The 23,776-nt window shown below is 62.8% G+C and carries 18 protein-coding genes; 7 read left to right on the top strand and 11 right to left on the bottom strand.

Annotation, left to right across the window (positions count from 1 at the left end; translation table 11 throughout):
* Window positions 1-16: 16 nt before the first annotated feature.
* From AC2444_RS05350 to AC2444_RS05335, 4 genes are all read left to right on the top strand, one after another.
* Window positions 17-1,309 carry an Hsp70 family protein gene (locus AC2444_RS05350; protein ID WP_012756729.1) on the top strand — a complete coding sequence of 431 codons (1,293 nt, stop codon included), beginning with the start codon at window positions 17-19 and terminating at the stop codon, window positions 1,307-1,309.
* A 69-nt stretch (window positions 1,310-1,378) separates the two neighbouring features.
* Entirely contained in the window at window positions 1,379-2,278 is a 900-nt protein-coding gene (locus AC2444_RS05345) for a uracil-DNA glycosylase (protein ID WP_012756728.1), read from the top strand.
* Between the two features lie 131 nt (window positions 2,279-2,409).
* Window positions 2,410-2,601 (top strand): hypothetical protein, encoded by a 192-nt coding sequence (locus AC2444_RS05340; RefSeq protein WP_003546802.1) that lies wholly within the window; start codon window positions 2,410-2,412, stop codon window positions 2,599-2,601.
* Window positions 2,602-2,645: 44 nt separating this feature from the next.
* A complete protein-coding gene (locus tag AC2444_RS05335; RefSeq protein ID WP_012756727.1) occupies window positions 2,646-2,801 on the top strand; it encodes a hypothetical protein in 156 nt (51 codons plus the stop codon).
* Here the strand turns inward: AC2444_RS05335 and AC2444_RS05330 are convergent, their stop codons facing one another.
* Both AC2444_RS05330 and AC2444_RS05325 read right to left on the bottom strand, forming a co-directional pair.
* The gene (locus AC2444_RS05330) at window positions 2,802-3,674 is read right to left on the bottom strand and encodes a hypothetical protein (protein WP_012756726.1); all 873 of its coding nucleotides are present in this window, start codon (window positions 3,672-3,674) and stop codon (window positions 2,802-2,804) included.
* A 245-nt stretch (window positions 3,675-3,919) separates the two neighbouring features.
* Window positions 3,920-4,858, bottom strand: coding sequence for a DMT family transporter (locus AC2444_RS05325; protein WP_012756725.1), 939 nt, complete (start codon window positions 4,856-4,858; stop codon window positions 3,920-3,922).
* A gap of 347 nt (window positions 4,859-5,205) precedes the next feature.
* Between AC2444_RS05325 and AC2444_RS05320 the strand changes: the two genes are divergently transcribed.
* From AC2444_RS05320 to AC2444_RS05310, 3 genes are all read left to right on the top strand, one after another.
* Window positions 5,206-6,312, top strand: coding sequence for a methyl-accepting chemotaxis protein (locus AC2444_RS05320; RefSeq protein ID WP_012756724.1), 1,107 nt, complete (start codon window positions 5,206-5,208; stop codon window positions 6,310-6,312).
* 188 nt (window positions 6,313-6,500) lie between these two features.
* Window positions 6,501-9,149: an aminopeptidase N gene (gene pepN / locus AC2444_RS05315; RefSeq protein ID WP_012756723.1), complete on the top strand. Its 2,649-nt coding sequence runs from the start codon at window positions 6,501-6,503 to the stop codon at window positions 9,147-9,149.
* 192 nt (window positions 9,150-9,341) lie between these two features.
* Entirely contained in the window at window positions 9,342-11,651 is a 2,310-nt protein-coding gene (locus AC2444_RS05310; RefSeq protein ID WP_012756722.1) for a PAS domain-containing sensor histidine kinase, read from the top strand.
* 12 nt (window positions 11,652-11,663) lie between these two features.
* Here AC2444_RS05310 and AC2444_RS05305 read toward each other — a convergent pair whose 3' ends face one another.
* The 9 genes from AC2444_RS05305 to ccmI all read right to left on the bottom strand — a co-directional run bounded on the left by AC2444_RS05305 (window position 11,664) and on the right by ccmI (window position 23,765).
* Window positions 11,664-12,314: a glutathione S-transferase family protein gene (locus tag AC2444_RS05305; RefSeq protein WP_012756721.1), complete on the bottom strand. Its 651-nt coding sequence runs from the start codon at window positions 12,312-12,314 to the stop codon at window positions 11,664-11,666.
* A gap of 100 nt (window positions 12,315-12,414) precedes the next feature.
* Complete coding sequence (locus AC2444_RS05300) at window positions 12,415-15,372, bottom strand: bifunctional [glutamine synthetase] adenylyltransferase/[glutamine synthetase]-adenylyl-L-tyrosine phosphorylase (protein WP_012756720.1); 2,958 nt, start codon at window positions 15,370-15,372, stop codon at window positions 12,415-12,417.
* 235 nt (window positions 15,373-15,607) lie between these two features.
* Window positions 15,608-17,017, bottom strand: coding sequence for a sensor histidine kinase (locus AC2444_RS05295; RefSeq protein WP_012756719.1), 1,410 nt, complete (start codon window positions 17,015-17,017; stop codon window positions 15,608-15,610).
* The gene (locus AC2444_RS05290; RefSeq protein WP_017993454.1) at window positions 17,014-17,769 is read right to left on the bottom strand and encodes a response regulator transcription factor; all 756 of its coding nucleotides are present in this window, start codon (window positions 17,767-17,769) and stop codon (window positions 17,014-17,016) included. Before AC2444_RS05290 ends, AC2444_RS05295 begins: the two co-directional genes overlap by 4 nt.
* Window positions 17,770-17,835: 66 nt before the next feature.
* Complete coding sequence (locus tag AC2444_RS05285) at window positions 17,836-19,431, bottom strand: Do family serine endopeptidase (protein WP_017993453.1); 1,596 nt, start codon at window positions 19,429-19,431, stop codon at window positions 17,836-17,838.
* Between the two features lie 215 nt (window positions 19,432-19,646).
* Window positions 19,647-20,102, bottom strand: coding sequence for a cytochrome c-type biogenesis protein (locus AC2444_RS05280; RefSeq protein WP_012756717.1), 456 nt, complete (start codon window positions 20,100-20,102; stop codon window positions 19,647-19,649).
* Window positions 20,099-22,096 carry a heme lyase CcmF/NrfE family subunit gene (locus AC2444_RS05275; RefSeq protein ID WP_012756716.1) on the bottom strand — a complete coding sequence of 666 codons (1,998 nt, stop codon included), beginning with the start codon at window positions 22,094-22,096 and terminating at the stop codon, window positions 20,099-20,101. Before AC2444_RS05275 ends, AC2444_RS05280 begins: the two co-directional genes overlap by 4 nt.
* Window positions 22,093-22,590, bottom strand: a complete 498-nt coding sequence (gene ccmE / locus AC2444_RS05270; RefSeq protein WP_012756715.1) for a cytochrome c maturation protein CcmE — start codon at window positions 22,588-22,590, stop codon at window positions 22,093-22,095. Before ccmE ends, AC2444_RS05275 begins: the two co-directional genes overlap by 4 nt.
* A complete protein-coding gene (gene ccmI, locus AC2444_RS05265) occupies window positions 22,587-23,765 on the bottom strand; it encodes a c-type cytochrome biogenesis protein CcmI (RefSeq protein WP_432431629.1) in 1,179 nt (392 codons plus the stop codon). The genes ccmE and ccmI overlap by 4 nt, the downstream gene beginning before the upstream one ends.
* Window positions 23,766-23,776: the final 11 nt, after the last annotated feature.

The raw sequence follows: 23,776 nt of genomic DNA, 5'->3' as shown, positions 1-23,776 counted from the left end.
ATGAAGAGGTGCGGGCATGGCTCAGGCGCTGGGTTTCGACTTCGGCACGACGAATACGGTTCTCGCCACGGCGGATGGCGGGGCGACGCGCTCGATGGCGTTCACGAGCACGGAGGGTACGGCAGACAGCATGCGCACGGCGCTTTCCTTCATGAAGGATGCCCAGCTCGGCGCATCGGCGCTGAAGGTGGAAGCGGGCCATGCGGCGATCCGCCAATTCATCGACAATCCCGGCGAATGTCGCTTCCTGCAGTCGATCAAGACCTTTGCGGCAAGCGCGCTGTTCCAGGGCACGCTGATCTTTGCCAAGCGGCATAATTTCGAGGATCTGATGGAGGTCTTCGTGCGGCGCCTGCGCAACTACGCCGGCGACAACTGGCCTTCAGACGTCAGCCGCATCGTCACCGGCCGGCCGGTGCATTTTGCCGGCGCCAGCCCCGATCCGGCGCTGGCGACCGAACGCTACAATGAGGCGCTGTCGCGCTTCGGCTTTCCCGAGATCCACTATGTCTATGAGCCGGTTGCCGCCGCCTTCTACTTCGCGCAGAACCTGAAGCGGGATGCCACCGTGCTGGTCGCGGATTTCGGCGGCGGCACGACCGACTATTCGCTGATCCGCTTCGAGACCGTCGCCGGCAAGCTGACGGCAATGCCGATCGGCCATTCCGGCGTCGGCGTCGCCGGCGACCATTTCGACTACAGGATGATCGACAACATCGTCGCGCCGCTGATCGGCAAGGGCAGCCATTTCAAAAGCTTCGACAAGATTCTTGAAGTGCCGTCCAATTACTATTCCAGCTTCGGCCGCTGGAACCAGCTGTCGATCTTCAAGACGACGCGAGAATTCGAGGATCTGAAGAAGCTGGTTCGCACCAGCCTGGAACCGGAAAAGCTCGAAATCTTCATCGACCTCATCGACCACGACGAGGGCTACCCGCTTTATCAGGCGGTGTCGGCGACGAAGATGGCGCTCTCGGCATCCGAGGAGGCGCCTTTCGATTTCGCACCGCTCGGCCGCGGTGGACATCGCAGCATCAAGCGCAGCGACTTCGAAGGCTGGATCGCCGATGATCTTGCCCGCATCGAAGGCGCGCTCGACGACGTGCTCGACAAGACCGAGACGAAACCGTCGGAGATCGACAAGGTGTTCTTGACCGGCGGCACCTCTTTCGTGCCGGCGGTGCGCCGCATCTTCACCGAACGCTTCGAGCGCGATCGGATCGAAAGCGGCGGCGAACTGCTGTCAATCGCCCATGGCCTGGCGCTGATCGGCGAACGCGACGACATCGCGCAATGGACTGTGCAATAGAGCCGGCAAGGGCGGGCAATCGGCTGCCCGCCCTTTCAATGCCAGTGTCACTCCGCTAAGCTTGCCCACATGATCTCCGCCAACGACCTTTCCCCAGCCGAGCTCGCAGCGCTTCTGCATTTCCATGCCGATGCCGGCGTGGAATGGCTGCTGGAGGAAGAGGCGATCGACCGCTTCGCCGAGTTCGAGGCAATGAAGGCCGCCCGCCGGCCGGCGGCACAGGCGCAGCAGCAACGTCCCGCCGCTGGGGAACGCCCTGCCCCAGGTCAGTCACCGGCGCGCCCGAACGCCGCAGCCCGCCCAGCGCCTGCCGAACGCGCAGCGTCAGGTCCGCAACCGGCAATCCCGGATGGCGAGGCGGTGCAGCAGGCGCGCTTCGTCGCCGAAACCGCGCGATCGCTCGTCGAGCTCAAGACCGCGATCGAAACCTTCAACGGCTGCAACCTCAAGCACAGCGCCCGCTCGACCATCTTTGCCAGCGGCGATACCGAAAGCGGGATCATGGTAATCGGCTCGGCGCCGAGCGCCGAAGACGATCGCGAGGGTTTGCCCTTCTCCGGAAAATCCGGTCAGCTGTTCGACAAGATGCTGGCGGCGATCGGGCTGACGCGCTCAACCATTCTGTTGACGCAGGTCATCCCCTGGCGGCCGCCTGGCAATCGTGCGCCCTCGGCGGCGGAAATGGACATCTGCCGACCCTTCATCGAGCGGCAGATCGCGCTTGCCGAACCGAAAGCGATCCTGCTGCTCGGCAATTTTTCGGCGCGTTTCTTCTTCGGCGAAAACGATACGATTCACGGCCTACGCGGCCGTTGGAAGGAGATTGCGGCTGCGGACTGTGTCATTCCTGCCATAGCCAGCCTGCATCCGCAGGATCTGTTAACCGCACCTGTAAACAAGCGGCTGGCCTGGAACGACCTGCTCGCCTTTCAAGCGAAGCTTAAGTCCCTCTCTTTGCTTAGAAATTAGCCAAAGTTGAATAATTTGTGAATCAATCCATGCGTTTTTCGCATGGCTGCATCCCGTCGTGACGCATTGCGGAATCTATGCTGCATCGCAATATCAGCTGTGTCTTGGGAGGAATCACAGGAACCAAGGCCATGAACAAACGTTTTCGTCCTATCCATAGCGGGTTTGAAACCCTTCGCCTCGCCGGCGACCAGGTTCGTTCTACTCAAGGCTACAGCCGTTTCGGCTTTGCCACGAACGAACAGATGATTGCCCGCGGCACCGGCATCAACAGCCGTACGGCGCGCCCGAACGCCATTTTTTCGGACTTCCAGCAATATTAAGCGGCAGGCCCTGCGCCTGCCCTTTCGTGTCAAGAGTACCCAACATGTCGAGCCTGATATCACTTCTGCGCAACATCGAAACCTTCGAGCACATCCGCGTCGCGGTCTGCGCCGCGCGGGAATATGAGCGCGAGCTCACGGTCAAGCCGGCCGATGCCGGAACTCGCAATGGCGCAGGCACAGCGGCGATCGTTCTCTGATCAAACGGCCATTTCCTCGATCTGGGCTTTCGCCCATTCGAAGGCTTCGTCGACATAGGCGAACTTGACGGCTTGCCAGGCGCAATATTCCTCGACGAAATCCCGCGATATCCAAAGGTGCGTCTTGCGCGGCTCGTCATACCAGCCGACGCAGCCGCGTTGCGCCGCTTTTGCAAGCAGCCGCTGCAGGTGCGTGCGCGACATCATGAAATCGGCAGCAAGAGCCCGGGTTTCGACACGGCCGACGGACAGCCGCCCCGGCTCGCTGCTTTCCATATCCATCCGGCCGATGAAGTTGTCGACGACGAGGCCGCCGGCTTCCGTCCAGAGGAACAACGCCACCTGCTCCGGCGGTTCGCGCCAGGCGGCATCTTCGATGCAATGGCGGGCAATGCGCGGCTGAATGAGCCGCATCAGTGATGGATTTGCCTGGAGAAAGGCGGCCCTTTGACCGCCGTCGAGCAGGTCGAGCGCGGCGAGATTGGAGAAAAGCCAGGCAAACATTCCCTGATGGCTGACGTCGGCCGGTTCGAAATGACGTGGCCGCCGCCGCTCGTCGCCGGGCGTGTGGGTTATGAAGCGGTAGGTATAGAGTTCTTCGATGAAGGCGAGCACGGTGTTGCGGCTCGCCACCTTGTGCGCGGTAATGCGCCCGGTCAGCCGCACGGCGGTGAAACCCGACGTCGGGTCGCGCGGATCATATTCCAGGTTGAGGGCATAGGCAGTCTGGGTCAGAAGCCAGCGTTGATGGGAAGCGAGCAATCGCGCCAGCCGCGGACCGGCATCGAACATGCCGCGCATCTGCCCAGCCAAAAAGCGAATGCTCATCAGAAAGGAAGAGTTCCCCACCAATTGCTCCGCTGTGAATGCCATTATGCTTTTCTCCACCTCCGCTCGCCGGCCAGCGTTCGGAGCAACGACACCCGAGAGCTCCTCCGGCATCAGCGGCCATTCAGACATGCACAGCTTGGAATAAATGATACTCTCTCATGTTCAACAATCATATTCCACAGGCCGACGGTATCCCAAGAATTCACCATTCTTTTCACTCTTTGAGCGCAATCCTCAACCCACTGCAATCGGCGCGTTAAAACCTTGATAACATGCACTTGCAGGTCTCAGGCTTGCGGCGTCGTGGCCTTGCGCGCCTCTCTTTGCTCGATGCCCAGTTGGTGCTCGCGATAGATGATGAAGATGCCGGCGGCGACGACGATGACGGTGCCGATCAGCATGGTCACGCTCGGCACGTCGCCGAAGACGAAGTAGGCGACGATGCCGCCGAGCAGGATCGAGGTATATTCGAACGGTGCGATGGTGGAGACGTCGGCATGGCGGTAACTTTCCGTCAGCAGGATCTGCGCGACGCCGCCGCAAAAGCCGGCGGCGATCAGATAGAGCGCCGTCGGCCATGGCAGGATGAGCCAGCCAAAGGGAAGAGAAGCCAGCGAGAAGACCGAGGCGGTGATCGAGAAATACAGCACGATCGTCGCAGTCTTCTCTTCCTCGACGAGCCGGCGCACCTGGATCATCGCCACGCCGCCGAGAACGGCCGAGAACAACACGCAGAGCGCACCGACGGCCTGGTCTGCTTCCATGCCGCCGTCGCGAAACAGCGTGAGTTTCGGCCAGGAAACGATGGCGACGCCGACGATGCCGACCAGGACGGCGCTCCAGCGATAGATGCGCACGGTCTCGCCGAGAAAAACGGCAGCGAAGATGACGGCGACGAGCGGCAGCGCATAGCCGAGCGCGATCGCCTCGGGCAGCGGCAGATGCAGGAGGCCGTAGAAACCGAAAGCCATCGACAAGATGCCGATCGTGCCGCGCTTCAGATGACCGATTGGATTGGCGGTGTAGAAGGCGGCGCGCAGCTGCCTGTTATAGGCCAGATAGGCCATGATCGGGAAGAGCGCGAAGAACGACCTGCAGAAGGTGACCTGACCCGGCGGGATGTCTGAGCCCGCCAGCTTGATGAAGGTCTGCATGGCCAGGAAGACCACGACCGACGAGACTTTCAGCGCAATGCCTCTCATCGGGTTTCTGAGAACCGAGTGCATGATCCTGGCTCTTGATACTGACTTAACCGGAACGGGGAGACGCGTTCGACTCGGGAACGCAGCAGGTGACGTCATCCATCGTAGCGAAAGAAAAACCCGATTGGCGAAAAAACCGCAAGCAACATGGCAGAATCGCAGAATCGCCGTCAGCCGCGGGATGAACCGTGCTGCATACGCGTCACTGCGCTGAAATTTCCCTATTTGAGTCATTCACCCCCAAAATGTTCATCTCCCGGCGTTCGGCGTTAACCAATTGAAAACCATAGGCAAGCATCGTTTTTTATCGCTGATCTCGAAATTTTCTTCACCGCACAAACAATTGCCCGCTCCTTTCAGGATCCCATTTGATGAAGCCGCTTAGCGCCGAAACCATCGCCCAGTCGCAGAATGCGACCCCGCGCTCCATGCGCGTCGTCACCGACGGCATCAGCACCGACCTCGAGCGCTTCAGCGCCGACAACACCCATATCGTCAAGCAGATCAAGCTGCTGGCGATCAATGCGCTGATCGAGGCGGCCAGAGCCGGCGAGACCGGAAAGGGCTTCGCGGTCGTTGCCAACGAGGTGCAGCGGCTGGCGCAGATCGCGACCGACATTACCGGCAGGTTTGAAAGCAACGTGCTTGGCCGCATCGGCCTCAGCCGCGCCATGGCCGATTCGCTGGTCGAGGAGATGGAGGGCGTTCGCCTCACCGATCTGGCGCAGACGCTGGTGCAGCTCATCGTCCGCAATCTCTTCGAGCGTACGGCCGATGTGCGCTGGTGGGCGACGGATCCGGCGCTCTGGCAGGCGCTGCAGAACCCGGCCCGTGAGACTGTCGCCTTTGCGGCGGAGCGTCTCGGCGCCATCAACCGCTTCTACACCGTCTATCTCGATCTCGTCATGACCGATCTCTCGGGCAAGGTGATCGCCTCCGCCAATCCCAAGTTCCAGCGCAAGATCGCAGGCACGAGCCTTGCCGGCGATCCGTGGTTCCGCGCGGCGTCGGTCTGCTCCTCCGGCGACGCGTATATTGTCGACGACGTCAAAGCGAGCCCGCTGCACGAGAACAGGCATGCGCTCGTCTATGCCACAGGCATCCGCGAAGAGGGCAAGCTCGACGGGCGGCTGGTCGGCACACTCGGCGTCTATTTCGACTGGCAGAACCAGGGCCAGGCGATCGTCGAGAAAGAGGCCAACCTGCCGCCGCAGCTGGCGGAAAGAACGACGGTCATGCTGCTCGACGGCAAGAGCCGGGTGATCGCCACCACCAATCCCGCCTTGCTCTTTTCCCATTTCGCGCTCGCCAATCCGTCCGGCCAGGCGAAAGGCAGCTACTACGACAATAACGGCTCAATCGTCGCCTTCGCACGCACCCTCGGCTATGAGGATTACGACGGGCTCGGCTGGTACGGCGTCGTCGTGCAGCAGACGGAAAACGACGCAACGATCAAGGCCGCGCTCAATCTGAAGTAGAGACTTTCTCCCCTCAGCTGCGTTCATTCGTTTCCAATAAGATATTTTGCCCGCGAACTTGGTGTTCGCGGGCAATTTGCTTTAAGTTTAGTTCAGACTTTAATGTAATCATCCCCGGCAAAATTTATGGCAGAGTGCGCCCGCCTCTGTATTCCGCGGTTATCAAATAACGGTCTTCAGGAAACACCATGCGAACAGATACCGGCCAGGTCATTCATCTGGCAGATTACCGTCCCACCGACTTCGTGCTGGAACGTGTGGACCTGACCTTCGAACTCGACCCGACTGAGACAAAGGTCGAGGCGCGTCTGATCTTTCATCGTCGCCCGGGCGCCGATCCGGCAGCGCCGATCGTTCTCGACGGCGACGAACTGACGCTGTCGGGGCTGCTGCTCGACCAGGTGGAGCTGGACCCTTCGCGTTACGACGCAGCACCGGAAAGCCTGACGGTGCGCGACCTGCCGGAGAGCGCGCCCTTCGAACTGACGATCACCACCGTCATCAACCCTGAGGCCAACACCAAGCTGATGGGCCTTTACCGCACCGGCGGCATCTACTGCACGCAGTGCGAGGCGGAGGGTTTCCGCCGCATCACCTATTTCCCCGACCGGCCCGACGTGCTTGCGCCGTTCACGGTCAACATCATCGCCGACAAGGACGCCAACCCGCTGCTTTTGTCGAACGGCAACTTCCTCGGCGGCGCCGGCTACGGCCCCGGCAAACATTTCGCCGCCTGGTTCGATCCGCATCCGAAGCCGAGCTATCTCTTCGCGCTCGTCGCTGGCGATCTCGGCGTTGTCGAAGACACGTTCACGACCATGTCCGGTCGCGAGGTGGTGCTGAAGATCTATGTCGAGCACGGCAAGGAGCCGCGCGCAGCCTATGCCATGGACGCGCTGAAACGCTCGATGAAGTGGGACGAAGAGAGGTTCGGCCGCGAATACGATCTCGACATCTTCATGATCGTCGCCGTCTCCGATTTCAACATGGGCGCGATGGAGAACAAGGGCCTCAACGTCTTCAACGACAAATACGTGCTTGCCGATCCCGAGATCGCCACCGATGCCGACTATGCCAATATCGAGACGATCATCGCGCATGAATATTTTCACAACTGGACCGGCAACCGCATCACCTGCCGCGACTGGTTCCAGCTGTGCCTCAAGGAAGGCCTGACGGTCTATCGAGACCACGAATTCTCTTCCGACCAGCGCTCGCGCGCCGTCAAGCGCATCGCCGAAGTGCGCCACCTGAAATCGGAGCAGTTCCCGGAAGATAGCGGCCCGCTCGCCCATCCGGTGCGGCCGACGACATATCGCGAGATCAACAATTTCTACACGACGACCGTCTACGAAAAGGGCAGCGAAGTCACGCGCATGATCGCGACGTTGCTCGGCAAGGACGGCTTCAAGAAGGGCATGGACCTCTATTTCGACCGCCATGACGGTGAGGCCGTGACGATCGAGGATTTCGTCAAATGCTTCGAGGATGCAAGCGGGCGCGACCTCGCGCAATTTTCGCTCTGGTACCATCAGGCCGGCACGCCGCTCGTCACCGCATCGGGCAGCTATGATGCGGCAGCCGGCAGCTTCACCCTGTCGCTCGAACAGATGATCCCTGCAACGCCCGGCCAGCCGAGCAAGGAGCCGATGCATATTCCGCTCAGCCTCGCGCTGTTTGGCGAAAACGGCGGCAAGATCGAGCCGACCTCGGTCGACGGCGCGGAATATGCCGGCGAGGTGCTGCATCTCACCGGCCGCACGCAGACGGCCGTGTTCCATGGCGTTGGCTCGCGGCCGGTCGTTTCGATCAACCGCAGCTTCTCGGCGCCGATCAACCTGCATTTCGATCAGAGCCCGGCCGATCTTGCCCATCTCGCCCGCCATGAGACCGATCATTTTGCCCGCTGGCAGGCATTGACCGATCTGGCGCTGCCGAACCTGCTGAAAGCGGCACGCGACGCCCGCGAGGGCAAGCCTGTGATCTGCGAGACGACCTTCGTCGAGACGCTGATTGCCGCCGCTGCCGACGAGAGCCTCGAGCCCGCCTTCCGCGCCCAGGCGCTGGCTCTGCCGAGCGAATCCGATATCGCCCGTGAACTCGGCGGCAACAATGACCCCGATGCCATCCATGCCGGCCGGCAGGCGGTCCTGAAACAGATCGCCGATGCCGGAAAGGATGTCTTTGCCGGCCTCTACGCAGCGATGACGACATCAGGCGATTTCAACCCGGATGCGAAGAGCGCCGGCCTGCGGGCGCTGCGCAATAGCGCCCTCACCTACCTCTCGCATGCCGAAGAGACGCCGACCCGCGCCAAGGCCGCCTTCGATGCGGCCAACAATATGACCGATCTCAGCCATGCGCTGACCATCCTCGCCCATCGTTTTCCCGACAGCGCGGAGACGAGCGAGGCGCTCGCCACCTTCCGTGACCGCTTCGCGGAAAATGCGCTCGTCATCGACAAATGGTTCGCGATCCAGGCCGGCATTCCGGGCGCAAAAACCCTGGGACGGGTCCGCGCGCTGATGGACGATCCGCTCTTCAAGCGCACCAATCCGAACCGGATGCGGTCGCTGGTCGGCACCTTCGCCTTTGCCAACCCCACCGGATTCGGCCGCGCCGATGGCGAAGGCTATCACTTCCTCTCGGATCAGATTCTCGATATCGACGGGCGCAACCCGCAGCTTGCCGCCCGCATTCTCACCTCGATGCGCTCCTGGCGCTCGCTCGAACCCGTGCGTGCCGATCACGCCCGCTCGGCGCTGATCGAGATCGAGCGAGCCACCGATCTTTCGACCGACGTGCGCGACATCGTCGAGCGCACGCTTAAGGGGTAATTTGATTCGACCGGCCATCAGGAGAAATTCGGCGGCCGGTCGCCCAGCACCTCGAATCATCTGGAAAAACCCGAAATTATAAATAGTTAACGGATTTTTACCTTTGCCTCTGGACAAGGCGAATCACCCATGATTCTCTAGGTCAGGTTCGAGCGAGCGGCGCGCGAATCACATGAGGGACAAGGCGAAGAGATGATGGACGTGCGGCGGGCAACCGTGGCCGGAGGACGGCTGCGTGTCGATTTTGACGGGCTCAATGCCTGGCGCGACAGCCTTTCGGGCCATGCGACATCGGAACCACTTCTGCGTTATCTGCCGAAGGCCGAGCTGGTCTTGAAGCGGGCCATCCCGGCGCTGATCGTCGCCTTCCTCTCCGTCGTCGCCGCCTCGCATTTCTTCGGCATGATGAGCGAATATGGGCGGCTGGAGGCCTCGGCGCGCCATGCCACCGCACTTTCGGCGGCGACCGCCTCTGCGGTGTTTGCCGATGCGTCCGACATCTTTGACAGCGGCGATATCACCGGGGCGCAGGCCCGCCTCGCCAAATACCTGCCGCAGGACCGGCTGGACAGCGGCGCTTTCGTGCTGCTCGTGCAGGCAAGCGGCAAGGTTTTTGCCGCGACCACCGCCGGGCTTTCGCATGTTGGCAGCAATGTCGGCGACTTCTTCCCCGAGGTCTCGGCGATCCGCCGCTTCGGCGATCGCGCCGGCGTCATCGAAACGACGATCGGCGGCGTGCCGCACTATGCCGAGATCACGCTGATGGGCAATGCCGGCGGTTATATCGTCGCCGCCACCTCGCTCGACGAGATCGGCCGGCTCTGGCGTGAGGAACTGGCGCTCAACGTGACGCTGTTTGCCGGCATCTCCTCTATCCTGCTCGTCATCCTCTATGCCTATTATACGCAGGTGAAGCGCGCTCGCGACGCCGACGACATCTTCCTGGAATCGAACCTGCGCGTCGAGACGGCGCTGTCGCGCGGCCGTTGCGGCCTCTGGGACTTCGATTTCGAGAACCGCGAATTCTTCTGGTCGCGCTCGATGTACGACATGCTCGGCCTGCCGGGTTCCGACAAGACGATGGGTTTCGGCGAAGCCGCCCGACTGATGCATCCCGATGACGGCGGGCTCTACGAGATCGCGCGCGCCATCGGCAAGGGCGCTTCCGGCCAGGTCGATCAGATCTTCCGCATGCGCCATGCCGGCGGCCACTATGTCTGGATGCGGGCGCGTGCCCAGGTGATCCGCAGCAATTCCGGCCGTATGCACCTGATCGGCATCGCCATGGACGTGACCGAACAGCATCGGCTCGCCCAGCGCTACGCAGAAGCCGACCAGCGCCTGGCCGACGCCATCGAATGCACCTCGGAAGCCTTCGTGCTCTGGGACAAGAACGATCGGCTGGTCATGTGCAACACGCATTTCCAGCAGGCCTATGGCCTGCCGGACAGCGTGCTCGTGCCCGGCACCGAGCGTTCGACCGTCAATGCCGCCGCCGCCCGGCCTGTCATCGAGCGGCGGATTTCCGATGCCGACGGCTCCGGCTATTCGCGCACGACGGAGGTGCAGCTTGCCGACGAGCGCTGGCTGCAGATCAACGAGCGGCGCACCCGCGACGGCGGCAGGGTTTCGGTCGGAACCGACATCACACTGATGAAACGCCACCAGGAGCGGCTGCGCGAATCCGAGCGCCGGCTGATGGCGACGATCGGCGATCTGTCCGCCTCGCGCCAGACGCTGGAGATCCAGAAATCCGAGCTTTCGACGGCCAACTCCAACTACCAGGCGGAGAAAGAACGCGCCGAGGCCGCCAACAAGGCGAAATCGGAATTCCTGGCCAACATGTCGCATGAGCTGCGCACGCCGCTCAACGCCATCCTCGGCTTCTCGGAAATCCTGCAGAACCAGATGTTCGGTCCGCTCGGCTCGCTGAAATACGACGAATATGCCCGCGATATCCATGACAGCGGCAAACATCTGCTCAACGTCATCAACGACATTCTCGACATGTCGAAGATCGAAGCCGGCCATGTCAGGCTGCATTGCGAGCGCATCGATCTTGTGCCGCTGATCGAGGAAAGCCTGCGCTTCACCGCCATGCCCGCTGCTGAAAAGAACATCGTCATCGAACAGCGCATCTGCTCCGGCCTGACGCTGATGGCCGACCGCCGGGCGATGAAACAGGTGCTGCTCAACCTGCTCTCCAATGCGGTGAAGTTCACCGACAATGGCGGCCGCATCGCGGTGCGCACCCGCCGCGTCGACGGCGCCGTCGTCGTCACCATCGCCGACACCGGCATCGGCATTCCACGCTCGGCGCTGTCGAAGATCGGCCAGCCCTTCGAGCAGGTGCAGAGCCAGTATGCCAAAAGCAAGGGCGGCTCAGGCCTCGGGCTCGCCATCTCGCGCTCCCTGACCTCGCTGCATGGCGGCCGCATGAAGATCCGCTCACGCGAAGCGGTCGGCACCGTGATCTCGCTGCGCATTCCGGATGATATCTAGAGCCGACCTCATTTAGCCGGCCGATGCGGCGGTGAAAACCGCCAGCTGAGCGGCGAAAGCACGCTTATATGCCGGCCGCGCCTCGGCCCGGGCGACATAGGCGGAGAGGTTCGAATATTCCTCCAGTATGGCAGATCCTTTCAACCTGAGCAGCACCGACACCATCAGCAGGTCGCCGGCGCTGAACGCACCATCGAGCCAGTCGGCATCGCCAAGACGGTGGGAGAGGCCGATCAGCCGTTTGCGGATGCTGTCCTCGAGGGCAGAAAGGCGGTGATCGTACCAAGGCTTGTCGCGCTCGAGGATCATGACGAGAGCGCGGTCGAAGATCGGTGGTTCCACCGTGTTGAGCGCGGCAAACATCCATGTGAGCGCGCGCGCCCGGGCATTCACATCGTCCGGCAGCAAGCCCGCATGGCGCTCGCCGATATGGAAGACGATGGCGCCGGACTCGAACAAAGTGAGATCGCCTTCCTCATAGGTCGGGATCTGCCCGAATGGCTGCAGCGCCAGATGCGCGGGCTCCTTCATCTCTTTGAACGAAACAAGACGAACGTCGTAAGGTTGGCCCACTTCTTCGAGCGCCCAGCGAACGCGCATTTCACGGGCCAGGCCCCTGCCGCGATCGGGCGACCGTTCAAAGGCGGTAATGGTAATCGTCATTCGTGTTCTCCATAGCTTTGCCCTGAAGACGACTGGCTAACCGAGAATCCGACAGGCGATGCTCGAGATAATCCTCACGGTCGTTCCATCTGGTGTGAGATCAGGCTTTCACGACAGTCAGGAATATTTTCCGAACCGCTTTCGAAAGCCGCTTCATCTCCGCTTCCAGCGTCCTGATGTCGGGGCAGTCGCCAGCGCGGCAGACGAGTTCGACGAGACCCGCCGGCGCCTCCTTCGGATCGAACAGGCCATCAATGCAGAGGCGGATCAGTTGCGAAAGGCCGGTATAAAGCGTGAAGGCCTCGAGACATATGTCGAGATCGGACGTTGCCATCAGCCGGTCACCAAGCACTTTCAGGGCCTCGCCAGTGCTCACCCCATTGACGGCAATGCCGACGCCCTTGGTCGGTGCGATCAGTGCAAGATACTGGGCGATGAATTCGAGATCGATGACGCCGCCGGGAATGAGCTTCAGGTCCCACGGACCGGAGGGCGGCTTTTCCTTGTCGATCAGTCCGCGCATCTCGGTGACATCATGCGCCACCTTAGCAATATCGCGATCGGCCGACAGCACCTCGCGAACGATCAGTTCCGCCTCGGCGATCAGGCTCTCATTGCCGCAGATCAGCCGGGCGCGGCTGAGCGCCATATGTTCCCAGGTCCATGCCTCAGCGCGCTGATACTTGCCGAAGGCATTGATGCGGGTGGCGACGGGCCCCTTGTTGCCGGATGGGCGCAGCCGCATGTCGACCTCGTAGAGCACACCTTCGGCGGTCGGCGCCGACAAGGCGGCCATCAGTCTCTGGGTGATGCGGGTGAAGTAACGCGTCGCGTCGAGCGGCTTCGGCCCGTCGGATTCGGAAGCCGAATCGTCATAATCATAGAGCAGGATCAGATCGATGTCGGAACCGGCCGTCAGCTCGAAACTGCCGAGCTTGCCCATGCCGGCGACCGCGATGCGCCCGCCGGGATAGTCGCCGTGTGCTGCCCGCATCTCGCCGACCACGGCATCGAGTGCCGCCGCAATGATGAGGTCGGCGAGATGGGTGAAGGCGCGTGCAGCCATCACGCCGTTGATCGCGCCGGTGAGCAGGCGGATGCCGATCAGGAAGCGCTGCTCGGCGGCGAAGATGCGCAGCCGGTCGAGCACCTCTTCATAGTGGCGCGCCTGGGCAAGCGAGCCCTTCAGCCGCTCGCCGAGATAATCGCGCGTCGGCAGCTCGGCCATCAGGCCGGGATCGAGCATGCCGTCGAAGACATGCGGCTTGGCGGCGATCACCTCGGCAAGCCGGGGTGCCGAGGACATGATGTTGACGATCAGCGACAGCAGCGCCGGGTTGCTGCCGAGCAGCGAGAACAGCTGGATGCCGGAGGGAAGGCCCGAGATGAAGCTGTCGAAGCGCAACAGCGCCTCGTCGGCGCGCTTGCTTTCGCCGAAGACCCGCAGGAGCTGAGGCGCCAGCTCCGTCAGCCTTTCACGCGCCTCGACCGATTGCGTCGCCCGGTAGCGGCCATAGTGCCAGGTGCGGATGATGCGCGAAATATCCGACGGCCTGGTAAAACCGAGTTTCTTCAGCGTCTCCAGCGTATCCGGGTCGTCGCCCTGGCCGGTGAAGACGAGATTTCCGGTGTCTGTGGAAAGCCTGCTCTCCTGTTCGAAGAGGTGGGCATAACGCCGCTCGACCGTCTTCAGCACGCCGACCAGCCGTTCGGAGAAGCTCGGCGTGTCGGAAAAGCCCATCATGAAGGCGATGCGCTTCAAATCGGCATCCGTCTCCGGCAGCAGGTGAGTTTGCTCGTCGCGCACCATCTGGATGCGATGCTCGACATCGCGCAGGAACCAGTAGGCCTCGATCAGCTCGTCGCGGGTTTCAGCGTCGATCCATTTCGCTTTGGTGAGTTCACCGAGCGTCTCCTCCGTCGCCCGGCCACGCAAGGCCGGCATGCGGCCGCCGGCGATCAGCTGCTGCGTCTGGACGAAGAATTCGATCTCGCGAATACCGCCGCGGCCGAGCTTGACGTTGTGGCCTTTGACGGCGATCGCACCGTGGCCCTTATGCGCGTGGATCTGCCGCTTGATCGAATGGATATCGGCAATCGCCGCGTAATCGAGATATTTGCGGAAGACGAAAGGGGCGAGCCCGCGCAGGAAATCACTGCCCGCGGTCAAGTCGCCGGCAACGGCGCGCGCCTTGATGAAAGCCGCCCGTTCCCAGTTCTGACCCCTGCCCTCGTAATAAATCATCGCCGCATCGACCGGGATCGCCAGCGGCGTCGAACCCGGATCAGGGCGCAATCTGAGATCGGTGCGGAAGACGTAGCCGTCCGCTGTCCGCTCCTGCAGGATGCGCACCAGCCGCCGCATCATCCTGGGGAAGATCTCGATCGCGTCATCCGGGTCGGGCACGATTCCCGCCTGTTCGTCGAACACGACGACGAGGTCGATATCGGAGGAATAGTTGAGTTCGGATGCGCCGAGTTTGCCCATGCCGAGCACGATCAGCCCGGAGCCGTCGCTCGGCGCCGCCACATCCCGCAGCCGCAGCTTTCCGCCCTCATGCGCCGAAAGCAGCAAATGGTCGATCGCGGCGGCAACCGAAGCTTCGGCAAGCTCGCTCAGCCAGGCCGTCGTCGCCCGGCCGTCGAAGATGCGTGCAAGATCGGCGAGCGCGACCAGGAAGGCCACCTTGCGCTTGATGATGCGCAGCCTGCTCATTACCACGGATTCCGCGGGCGCTGCCCCCTCGCCGTCCGGTTGCCAGCAGCGCCGCGCCTCGGCGACCAGCGCCTCGATCTGCGGCTCCAGCGGTTGGGTGATGGCACCAGCGAGGATGGCGGGATCGAGATTGACGATTTCGCGCAGATAAGGCGACAGCGTCAGCACGGCCGCGATGAAATCGCGAAGCGGCCCTTCCGTCTTCAGCATCGCAGCCACGGAAGGCTCGCTCCCGCCGGCCTCCTGAAGGTCGGCCAGCGCCAGCTTCAACTCCGTCTGGTTCAGCGGACGCAGCAGCCCTTCGGCGACATCCTTCAGACCATGCGTCGATTTCGTCAGCATGCGCTCTCCTGCTTTAGCACCTAAAGCGCATCACGATCTTTCGGATTCGCTCCTTGCGCTTTCAGCCTTTGTTTTACGCATGCCGTTATCGCAAAACCGCTGCACAGTTTTGCGCGACATGCTCGAGGGAAACGACCACGCAGAATCTCGGGAACGCCTCCTTCGATCGGCATTAAACTAGGGTCTTGGTGGAAAACCGCCAATACGCGATTCAGCCGATCATCGATCTCGGCAATCAGGCAGCCTTGGCGGGGAAGATCATGCTGACCGTCAATCCGCGCTTTTCGGGTTTGTCGGGATCGGTGTCGGAGAGTTCCAACCGGCCATTGTGCAGCTCCATCACCGCTTCCACCAGCGAAAGCCCGAGCCCCGTTCCAGGCTTCGACCGGCTTTCATCGAGGCGGACGAAGCGCTTCACCACGTCGTCGCGCCTGTCGGCCGGAACGCCCGGCCCGTGGTCGGCGACCGAAAGGCAGATGCCATCCGGGCGGCGGGCGAGCTTCAGCGTTATCTTGCCCGCCCCTTCCGTATCGGAAGAATATTTGATGGCATTGTCGAGCAGGTTGAAGATCGCCTGGCCGATCAGCTCGCGATTGCCCTGCACCTCGACATCGGGTTCGATGCTGGAGCTCAAGCCAAGCCCCGCCTCCTCCGCCGCCGGTTCGTAAAGCTCGGCGCTATCGGAGACGATGGCCGAAAGCTCCACCGGCGACATCTCGGCGGCGACCGATCCGGCCTCGACGCGGGAGATCATCAACAGCGCGTTGAAGGTGCGGATCAGTTGGTCGGATTCGGAAATGATGCCTTCGAGCGCGGTGCGCCGCGTCTCGCCATCGGCGATATCAAGCGCATCGGCCGCCTTGTTGCGCAACCGCGTCAACGGCGTCTTGAGATCGTGGGCGATGTTGTCGGAGACCTGCCGCAGGCCCTCGTTCAGCTTCTCGATGCGCTCCAGCATGGTATTCAAAGACATCGACAAGCGGTCGAATTCATCGCCGGATCCGCCCACCGGCAGGCGCTGCGACAGGTCGCCGGCCATGATCTTCTTGCTGGCATCCGACATGCGGTCGATGCGTTTCAGCGCGTTGCGGCCGATGCCGAACCAGATGATGATGGCGCCGAGCCCCATGATCGCCAAGGCCACCATCAGCGCCTGGCGCACCAGCAGACGGAAACGCTCGGGGTCGCCGAGGTCGCGGCCGATCAGGATTCTGAGGCCATTGTCGAGCACGAAGATATTGGCAATCGCCTTGTGGCGGCGCTCGACGCCGCTGTCGGTATAACGCTGGTAGCCGAATGGCGCGGAGGTCCAGCCGATCTCCTCGAAGACACCCGGCTGCACCGACGCGACGTTGCCGGCGAGAATATCGCCCGAAGGACCGGCGATGATGTAGAGGTTGGCGCCCGGCTGGCGGGCACGCCGCTCCATCGTGCGCAGGAGAAGGTTCATGCCACCGGTGTCATAGGCGCGTTGCACCTGTTCCACCTCCTGCCTGACGGCATCGCGGATCTGGCCCGTCAGCAGCCGTTCCGACATTGCCGTCACATAGAAGACGAGCGTCGCGGCGCAGATGGCGAAAAGCAGGATGTAGAGTGCCGAAAGGCGGACTGCGGTGGACTTGAAGAGAACCTTGAAACGGCTCATCCCTCATCCTTGATCATATACCCCGCGCCGCGAATGGTCTTCAGGAGCGGCTGGCTGTAGTCCTTCTCGATCTTCGAGCGCAGGCGCGAGACATGGACGTCGATGACGTTGGTCTGCGGGTCGAAGTGATAGTCCCAGACATTTTCGAGCAGCATGGTGCGGGTCACCACCTGGCCGGCATTCTTCATCAGATATTCGAGCAGGCGGAATTCGCGCGGCTGCAGCGGGATCTCCTTGCCGCCGCGGCGCACCTCATGGGAGAGCCGGTCGAGTTCGAGATCGCCGACGCGATAAACGACGTCCTGATCCGGCGTGCCCTTGCGGCGGCCGAGCACCTCGACGCGCGCCAGCAATTCGCTGAAGGCATAAGGCTTCGGCAGATAATCGTCGCCGCCGGCACGAAGCCCGGTGACGCGGTCATCGACCTGGCCGAGCGCGGAGAGGATGAGGACCGGCGTATGGATCGCCTTGCGGCGCAATTCGCTGATGACCGAGAGCCCGTCCCGGCGCGGCAGCATGCGGTCGATGACGATGACGTCGTAGGTATTTTCCGACCCCATGAACAGGCCGCTCTCGCCGTCGCTGGCGTGATCGGCGACGATGCCCGCCTCGCGAAAGGCTTTCGTGAGGTAGACCGCGGCTTCGAGATCATCTTCGATGATGAGAATCTTCATGCGGCCGACATTACCCACCGGCTGCGTTTCGGCAAGGCTCAAAGCATCTTCCTGCGGGGCGGCGCTCATCGCGATCATCCTTCAAAGGTCAGAAGAATCGAGCCGCGCGGACTCTCGTCCGCACGGCTCCAGTTTTCTTGAAGATCAGCCCTGGCCGTTGATCGGAAGCGCTACGAAGCGGCTCCCCTCACTGGACTGGATCTGGAAGAGAGCGCGGGTGCGCCCGTCCTTCTTGGCTTGGTTCAGCACCTTGACGATGTCGTCGGCGCTGGAGACCTCCTGGTTGTTGACCGAGGTGATCTTCTCACCTTCCTTAATGCCCTTGTCGGCGGCATCGGAGTTCGGGTCGATGTCTGTTATCGCCAGGCCCTTGCCGTCGTCAGACGGGCCGACCGTCAGGCCGAGATCGGCAAGCGCCTTCTCGGAAGCCGGTGCTTCAGGCTGCTGCGGCTGGCTGTTGTCATCGGCAGACGCATCCTTCTGGTCGATCGGCAACGTGCCGAGTTCGACGGTGAGAGGCTGGGCCTTGCCGGCGCGCCAGACCGAAAGCTCAACCTTGCTGCCCGGCTGCATCGCACCGATACGGCGGCTGAGATCACGGGCATCCTTGATCGTCTCCCCATTCAGCGCGGTGACGACGTCGCCGGCCTTCATGCCGGCCTTGTCACCCGGCGACCCGGCCTGCGGGGCAACGACCAGGGCGCCGCTCGGCTCGGAAAGGCCGATGGATTCGGCGATGTCCTTGGTTACCGGCTGGATCTGGACACCCAGCCAGCCGCGCGAAACCTGGCCGTCCTTCATCAGATCGGCGACGACGTCCTTGGCGGTCGAGGCGGGAATGGCGAAGGCGATGCCGACGCTGCCGCCCGACGGCGAGAAGATCGCGGTGTTGATGCCGACGACTTCGCCGCTGAGGTTGAAGGTCGGACCGCCGGAGTTGCCGCGGTTCACGGCGGCATCCACCTGCAGATAATCGTCATAAGGACCGGAACCGATATCACGGCCGCGAGCTGAGACGATGCCGGCTGTAACCGTGCCGCCGAGACCGAAGGGATTGCCGACGGCAACGACCCAGTCACCGACGCGGACATTGTTGTCGTCGGCCCAGTTGACGTAGGTGAACTTCTTGCCCTTGCCGTCGACCTTCAGCACAGCGAGATCGGTGCGCGGATCCTTGCCGATCAGCTTGGCATCGAGTTCGGTGCCGTCTTTCATGACGGCGACGAAGGCCTGACCATCGGAAACGACGTGATTGTTGGTGACGATGTAGCCGTCCTCAGAGATGAAGAAGCCGGAGCCCTGGGCGACGGGGCGGAGGCGACCCTTGCCGCCCGGACCATTCGGGCCACCATTCGGTCCGTTCTGGCCGAAGCGCCTGGAATGGCCCTGCTGATCATTCGGATCCTGGCCGAACTGCTTGAAGAACCGCTTCAGCGGATGATCGTCGGGTAGGTCGTCGAAGCCGCGGCCGTTGAAATCGAAGGAGAAGCCGTCATTGTTGTTGTCGGAGACGGGATTGACGCGATTTTCGACCCGGACGGAAACGACGGCCGGCGAAACGGCGTCGACGACATTGGCGAAGCTCGGAACGGCGGGCGCCTGAACCTTGACAGCTTCGGCATAAGACCGGGTGATTTCGAGCGGAACGCCGGTTGCGAGCACAGCGGCTGCGATACCGGCAACGGTAGAGGCCTTGAGCACAGTGGCGAGGGACGGACGTCCGTTGAAATTCTTGAGCATTGGAGCACCTTCTCTTGTTCTTAGTTCTCAGAGCCGGCGATGCCGGATCAGTCGATGAGTAAAGATATAGGACGCCGCACCTTACTGCGAACTGTCCGGCCAATGAAAAGTTGGTAATGTTTGCAAGGTTTGGCAAACGGCCGAACGTGCCGCGGGCTTCTCTGGGCGGCCTGGACGCGGTCGGAAATGCTCGTCTACCGGCTCAGCCCGGTCGGTTATTTCTTCAGCAGCTCGCTCAGCCGCGCCTGCTCGTCTGCCGTCAGCTTGCTGCCGGTCGGCTTGCCCGCCCTCTTGCGCGCAAAGACCAGCAGCGACAGCCCGCCGGCGAGCACCAGCAGTACCGGTGCGCCCCAGAGCAGCACCGTCTTCATGCTGACACGCGGCTTCAAGAGCACGAACTCGCCGTAGCGCGAGACGATATAGTTCAGCACCGCCTCGTCGCTGTCGCCATCGGTGATGCGCTCGCGCACCAGCAGGCGCAGGTCCTTGGCCAGATCGGCGTTGGAATCGTCGATCGACTGGTTCTGGCAGACCATGCAGCGCAGTTCCGCCGAAAGTGTGCGGGCCCGCGCCTCGAGCGCCGGATCGGCCAGCACCTCGTCCGGATTGACGGCGAAGGCGGGGGCCGCCATCAGCAGCAAAGCAAAAGCCAGGAGCAGACGCCGCATCATTCCGCCGGCTCCATTTTGGGAGCTGCCGGCCTTGCCGGCTTCGCCTTGCGGCGCGGCGCGCCGACACGCAGGCGGCGGTCGCTGAGCGAGACCAGGCCGCCGAAGGCCATAAACACCGCTCCGCCCCAGATGCAGAGAATAAACGGCTTCCACCAGATGCGCACGACAATGCCGCCGTCCTTGGTGGCGTCACCGAGCGACACATAGAGCTGGCTGAGCCCGAAGGTCAGGATGCCGGCCTCCGTCGTCGGCATCTGGCGGGCAGTGTAGAGGCGCTTGGCTGACCAGGTATCGGCAACCGCGACACCGGCGCGCCGGACGGTGAAGTGGCCGCGGTCCTCGGTATAGTTCGGCCCGGTCGCCGGCTGCATGCCGTCGAAATGCAGACTGTAACCGCCGGCCTCGGTCACCTCACCGGGCTTCATCTCGATGACATACTCGCTCTCGAACGTCGTCACCGCAACGATGCCGAGCACGGTGACGCCGAGCCCGGCATGGGCAAGGGCCGTGCCGAAGGCCGACCGCGGCAGGCCGGAAAGCCGGCGCCAGGCGAGACGGCCTGCGACCTTGCCGATGCCGGCGCGGTACCAGAGATCGGCGACAGCACCGAGGATCAGGAACAGCCCGGCAGCGAGGCCGAGCACCGAAAGCACCGGCCCGCCATGTTGAATGTAGAAGAAGACCACCGCGGCAAGGAAGGCCAGACCTGCGACGACATAGAGCCGCTGCAGGGCGCCAAGCAGATCGCCGCGCTTCCAGGCAAGCATCGGCCCGAAGGGCACGATGACGACCAGCGGCGCCATCAGCAGGCCGAAGGTCAGGTTGAAGAAGGGCGCCCCGACGGAAATCTTGTCGCCGGTCAGCGTTTCCAGCAGCAGCGGATAGAGCGTACCTGTGAGCACCGTGCCGCAGGCGACCGTCAGGATGAGATTGTTGACGACGAGCGCGCCCTCGCGCGAAATCGGCGCAAACAGCCCGCCGGCCGACAGCTTCGGCGCGCGGAAGGCGAAGAGCGACAGCGCCCCGCCGATGAAGATCAGCAGGATGCAGAGAATGAAGACGCCGCGGGAGGGATCGCTGGCAAAGGCATGCACCGAGGTCAGCACGCCGGAGCGCACCAGGAAGGTGCCCATCAGCGACAGCGAGAAGGTGAGGATGGCGAGCAGCACCGTCCAGATCTTCAGCGCCTCGCGCTTCTCCATGACGAGCGCCGAATGCAGCAGTGCGGTGCCCGCTAGCCACGGCATGAAGGAGGCATTTTCCACCGGGTCCCAGAACCACCAGCCGCCCCAGCCGAGCTCGTAATAGGCCCAGTAGGAGCCCATGGCGATGCCAAGCGTCAGAAAGGTCCAGGCGGCCAGCGTCCAGGGCCGCACCCAGCGTGCCCAGGCGGCGTCGATGCGCCCTTCCAGCAGGGCCGCAACCGCAAAGGAAAAGCAGACGGAGAAGCCGACATAACCGAGATAGAGCAGCGGCGGATGGATCGCGAGGCCGACATCCTGAAGAACCGGGTTGAGATCGCGGCCCTCGGCCGGCGCCGGATCGAGACGGAGGAAGGGATTGGAGGTCAGCAGGATGAACAGCGTGAAGGCGACCGAAATCCAGGCTTGCACGGCCAATACGTTGGCTTTCAGCGTCTCCGGCAGATTGCGGCCGAAGATGGCGACCAGCGCGCTGAACAGCGTCAGGATCAACAGCCAGAGCATCATCGATCCCTCGTGATTGCCCCAGACGCCGGAATACTTATAGAGCAGCGGCACCAGCGAATGCGAATTCTCCCAGACGTTCTCGACCGAGAAATCCGAGACGACATGGGCATAAGCCAACACACCGAAGGAGAAGGCCACGAGCGCAAACATCGCCAGCGAGCCGATCGTCGCCACATCCATCATCGCCCGGTCGTGACGGCGGGCTCCGATCACCGGCACGATGGAGAGGATGAGCGCCGTGGCCAGCGCCAGCACCAGCGCGTAATGGCCGATCTCGATGATCATGGCGTCGCCTTCACTTCCTGGCCCTGAGCTTCTTTCCCTTGAGCTTCCTGGCCTTGGCCTTCCTTCCACAGTCCCTGGGATTTGAGCCTGTCGGCCACATCCTTCGGCATGTAGGTCTCGTCATGCTTGGCAAGCACGGTGTCGGCGACGAAGACGTTCGTTCCAGCGGCAAACATGCCTTCGGTGACGACGCCCTGGCCCTCGCGGAAGAGATCGGGAAGGATGCCGGTATATTTGACCTTCACGGCATTGGTGCTGCCGTCGGTGACGGCAAACTCCACCGTCGAACCGGTGCCGCGCACGACACTGCCCTCACCGACCAGGCCGCCGAGGCGGATGCGGGTTTCCGGCGCCACCGGCGTCTTGGCGAGATCGGCCGGCATGTAGAAATAGGCGACCGACTGGCTGAAGGCGAACATCACCAGCAGCACGGCGGCGAGGATGAAGCCCATGCCGCCCGCAATCACCGCCAGGCGCTTCTGCTTGCGTGTCATTGCGTCGCTCCCTCCGTGGCTATGCCGAGTTCCCTGGCAAGCGTCAGCAATTGCCTGCCCTGTTCGCCGGGCGGCGGAAAGGCCGCAAGCCCACGCTTCAAGGCGCCGGCGGCGCGATCCTTGTCGTTTAATACGGCGTAAGAGCGGACGAGCCGCATCCATCCCTCGAAATTGTTCGGATCCTCGCTGAGCTTGGCGTCGAGGCTCTCGACCATGCCGCGGATCATCTGCTGCTGGTTGCCCGCGCTCATAGTCTCGGCCGCCGCCACATCTTGCTGCGTGGGATTGCCGGGGGCAGCCGGACGGGCGCCCGGGGCAGCCGGATCGGCGCCTGGGGCAGCCGGATTGGTCCCGGCCGGCGCGCCGCCGTTCATGGCGATATGCTGGTTGACCAGCGGCAGCCAGGGCGCATCTGATGGCGATTGTTTTGCCAGCGCCTCGAAGGCCTGGCGCGCCTCGTTCGGCCGTCCCGCCTGCTCCATGCTGAGGGCGATGTAGAAGCGGGCACGCGGATTGTCAGGTTCGAGCGTCAGCGATTGTTCCAGCACCTGCCGCGCCTCCTCCGTCACCACGCCGTCGGAGACCGCCATCAGCGTCTCGGCAAGGCCATCGAGCCGGACCGGGCTCGGGCCGAGAAGCCGGATGGCATTGCGATAGGCCAGTTGCGCATCGTTGACGCGCATCGTGCGGAAATAGATCGGCGCCAGCACGTCCCAGCCCTTGCCGTCATCGGGCTTCTCAGCCAGGTGCCGTTCCGCCTTGGCGATCAGCACCGCCACGTCGTTGCCAGGGTTTTCCAGCCGCGCCTCCAGCGGCTGCGAGGGCAGGTCCGGCCTGCCCGTCGTCAAATAAAGACAGAGCCCGAGAACCGGCAGGACCAGGAGAACGAAGGCTTCGGTGAAACGGTGATGCCGTGCGGGTTTCGGCGTCTCAGCCGGCTCGTCGGCAGAGACGGCGATCAGCCGCCGGCCGATTTCCGCCCTCGCATAATCAGCCTCCTCCGGGGTGATCAGCCCGCCATCGAGATCGCGGTCGAGTTCGCGCAACTGGTCGCGATAGACCGCCGCCTCGCCCGCACGGATATTATCCGCCGCCTTCGCTCCGCGCAGAAGGGGGTAGAGCAGGATGACGGCGAGGGCTGCCGTCAAAGCGGCAACGAGAATCCAGAACAGCATGTCGCCCAAAT

It is taken from the genome of Rhizobium sp. WSM1328 (genome assembly GCF_057653715.1).
This window is presented reverse-complemented; position numbering and strand designations above follow the sequence as displayed.

What these genes read in the sequence shown, in the direction of transcription:
- AC2444_RS05350 (WP_012756729.1), top strand. Translation starts at nt 17, where the DNA reads ATGGCTCAGGCGCTGGGTTTCGACTTCGGCACGACGAATACGGTTCTC.
- AC2444_RS05345 (WP_012756728.1), top strand. Translation starts at nt 1,379, where the DNA reads ATGATCTCCGCCAACGACCTTTCCCCAGCCGAGCTCGCAGCGCTTCTG.
- AC2444_RS05340 (WP_003546802.1), top strand. Translation starts at nt 2,410, where the DNA reads ATGAACAAACGTTTTCGTCCTATCCATAGCGGGTTTGAAACCCTTCGC.
- AC2444_RS05335 (WP_012756727.1), top strand. Translation starts at nt 2,646, where the DNA reads ATGTCGAGCCTGATATCACTTCTGCGCAACATCGAAACCTTCGAGCAC.
- AC2444_RS05330 (WP_012756726.1), bottom strand. Translation starts at nt 3,674, where the DNA reads ATGGCATTCACAGCGGAGCAATTGGTGGGGAACTCTTCCTTTCTGATG.
- AC2444_RS05325 (WP_012756725.1), bottom strand. Translation starts at nt 4,858, where the DNA reads ATGCACTCGGTTCTCAGAAACCCGATGAGAGGCATTGCGCTGAAAGTC.
- AC2444_RS05320 (WP_012756724.1), top strand. Translation starts at nt 5,206, where the DNA reads ATGAAGCCGCTTAGCGCCGAAACCATCGCCCAGTCGCAGAATGCGACC.
- pepN (WP_012756723.1), top strand. Translation starts at nt 6,501, where the DNA reads ATGCGAACAGATACCGGCCAGGTCATTCATCTGGCAGATTACCGTCCC.
- AC2444_RS05310 (WP_012756722.1), top strand. Translation starts at nt 9,342, where the DNA reads ATGATGGACGTGCGGCGGGCAACCGTGGCCGGAGGACGGCTGCGTGTC.
- AC2444_RS05305 (WP_012756721.1), bottom strand. Translation starts at nt 12,314, where the DNA reads ATGACGATTACCATTACCGCCTTTGAACGGTCGCCCGATCGCGGCAGG.
- AC2444_RS05300 (WP_012756720.1), bottom strand. Translation starts at nt 15,372, where the DNA reads ATGCTGACGAAATCGACGCATGGTCTGAAGGATGTCGCCGAAGGGCTG.
- AC2444_RS05295 (WP_012756719.1), bottom strand. Translation starts at nt 17,017, where the DNA reads ATGAGCCGTTTCAAGGTTCTCTTCAAGTCCACCGCAGTCCGCCTTTCG.
- AC2444_RS05290 (WP_017993454.1), bottom strand. Translation starts at nt 17,769, where the DNA reads ATGATCGCGATGAGCGCCGCCCCGCAGGAAGATGCTTTGAGCCTTGCC.
- AC2444_RS05285 (WP_017993453.1), bottom strand. Translation starts at nt 19,431, where the DNA reads ATGCTCAAGAATTTCAACGGACGTCCGTCCCTCGCCACTGTGCTCAAG.
- AC2444_RS05280 (WP_012756717.1), bottom strand. Translation starts at nt 20,102, where the DNA reads ATGATGCGGCGTCTGCTCCTGGCTTTTGCTTTGCTGCTGATGGCGGCC.
- AC2444_RS05275 (WP_012756716.1), bottom strand. Translation starts at nt 22,096, where the DNA reads ATGATCATCGAGATCGGCCATTACGCGCTGGTGCTGGCGCTGGCCACG.
- ccmE (WP_012756715.1), bottom strand. Translation starts at nt 22,590, where the DNA reads ATGACACGCAAGCAGAAGCGCCTGGCGGTGATTGCGGGCGGCATGGGC.
- ccmI (WP_432431629.1), bottom strand. Translation starts at nt 23,765, where the DNA reads ATGCTGTTCTGGATTCTCGTTGCCGCTTTGACGGCAGCCCTCGCCGTC.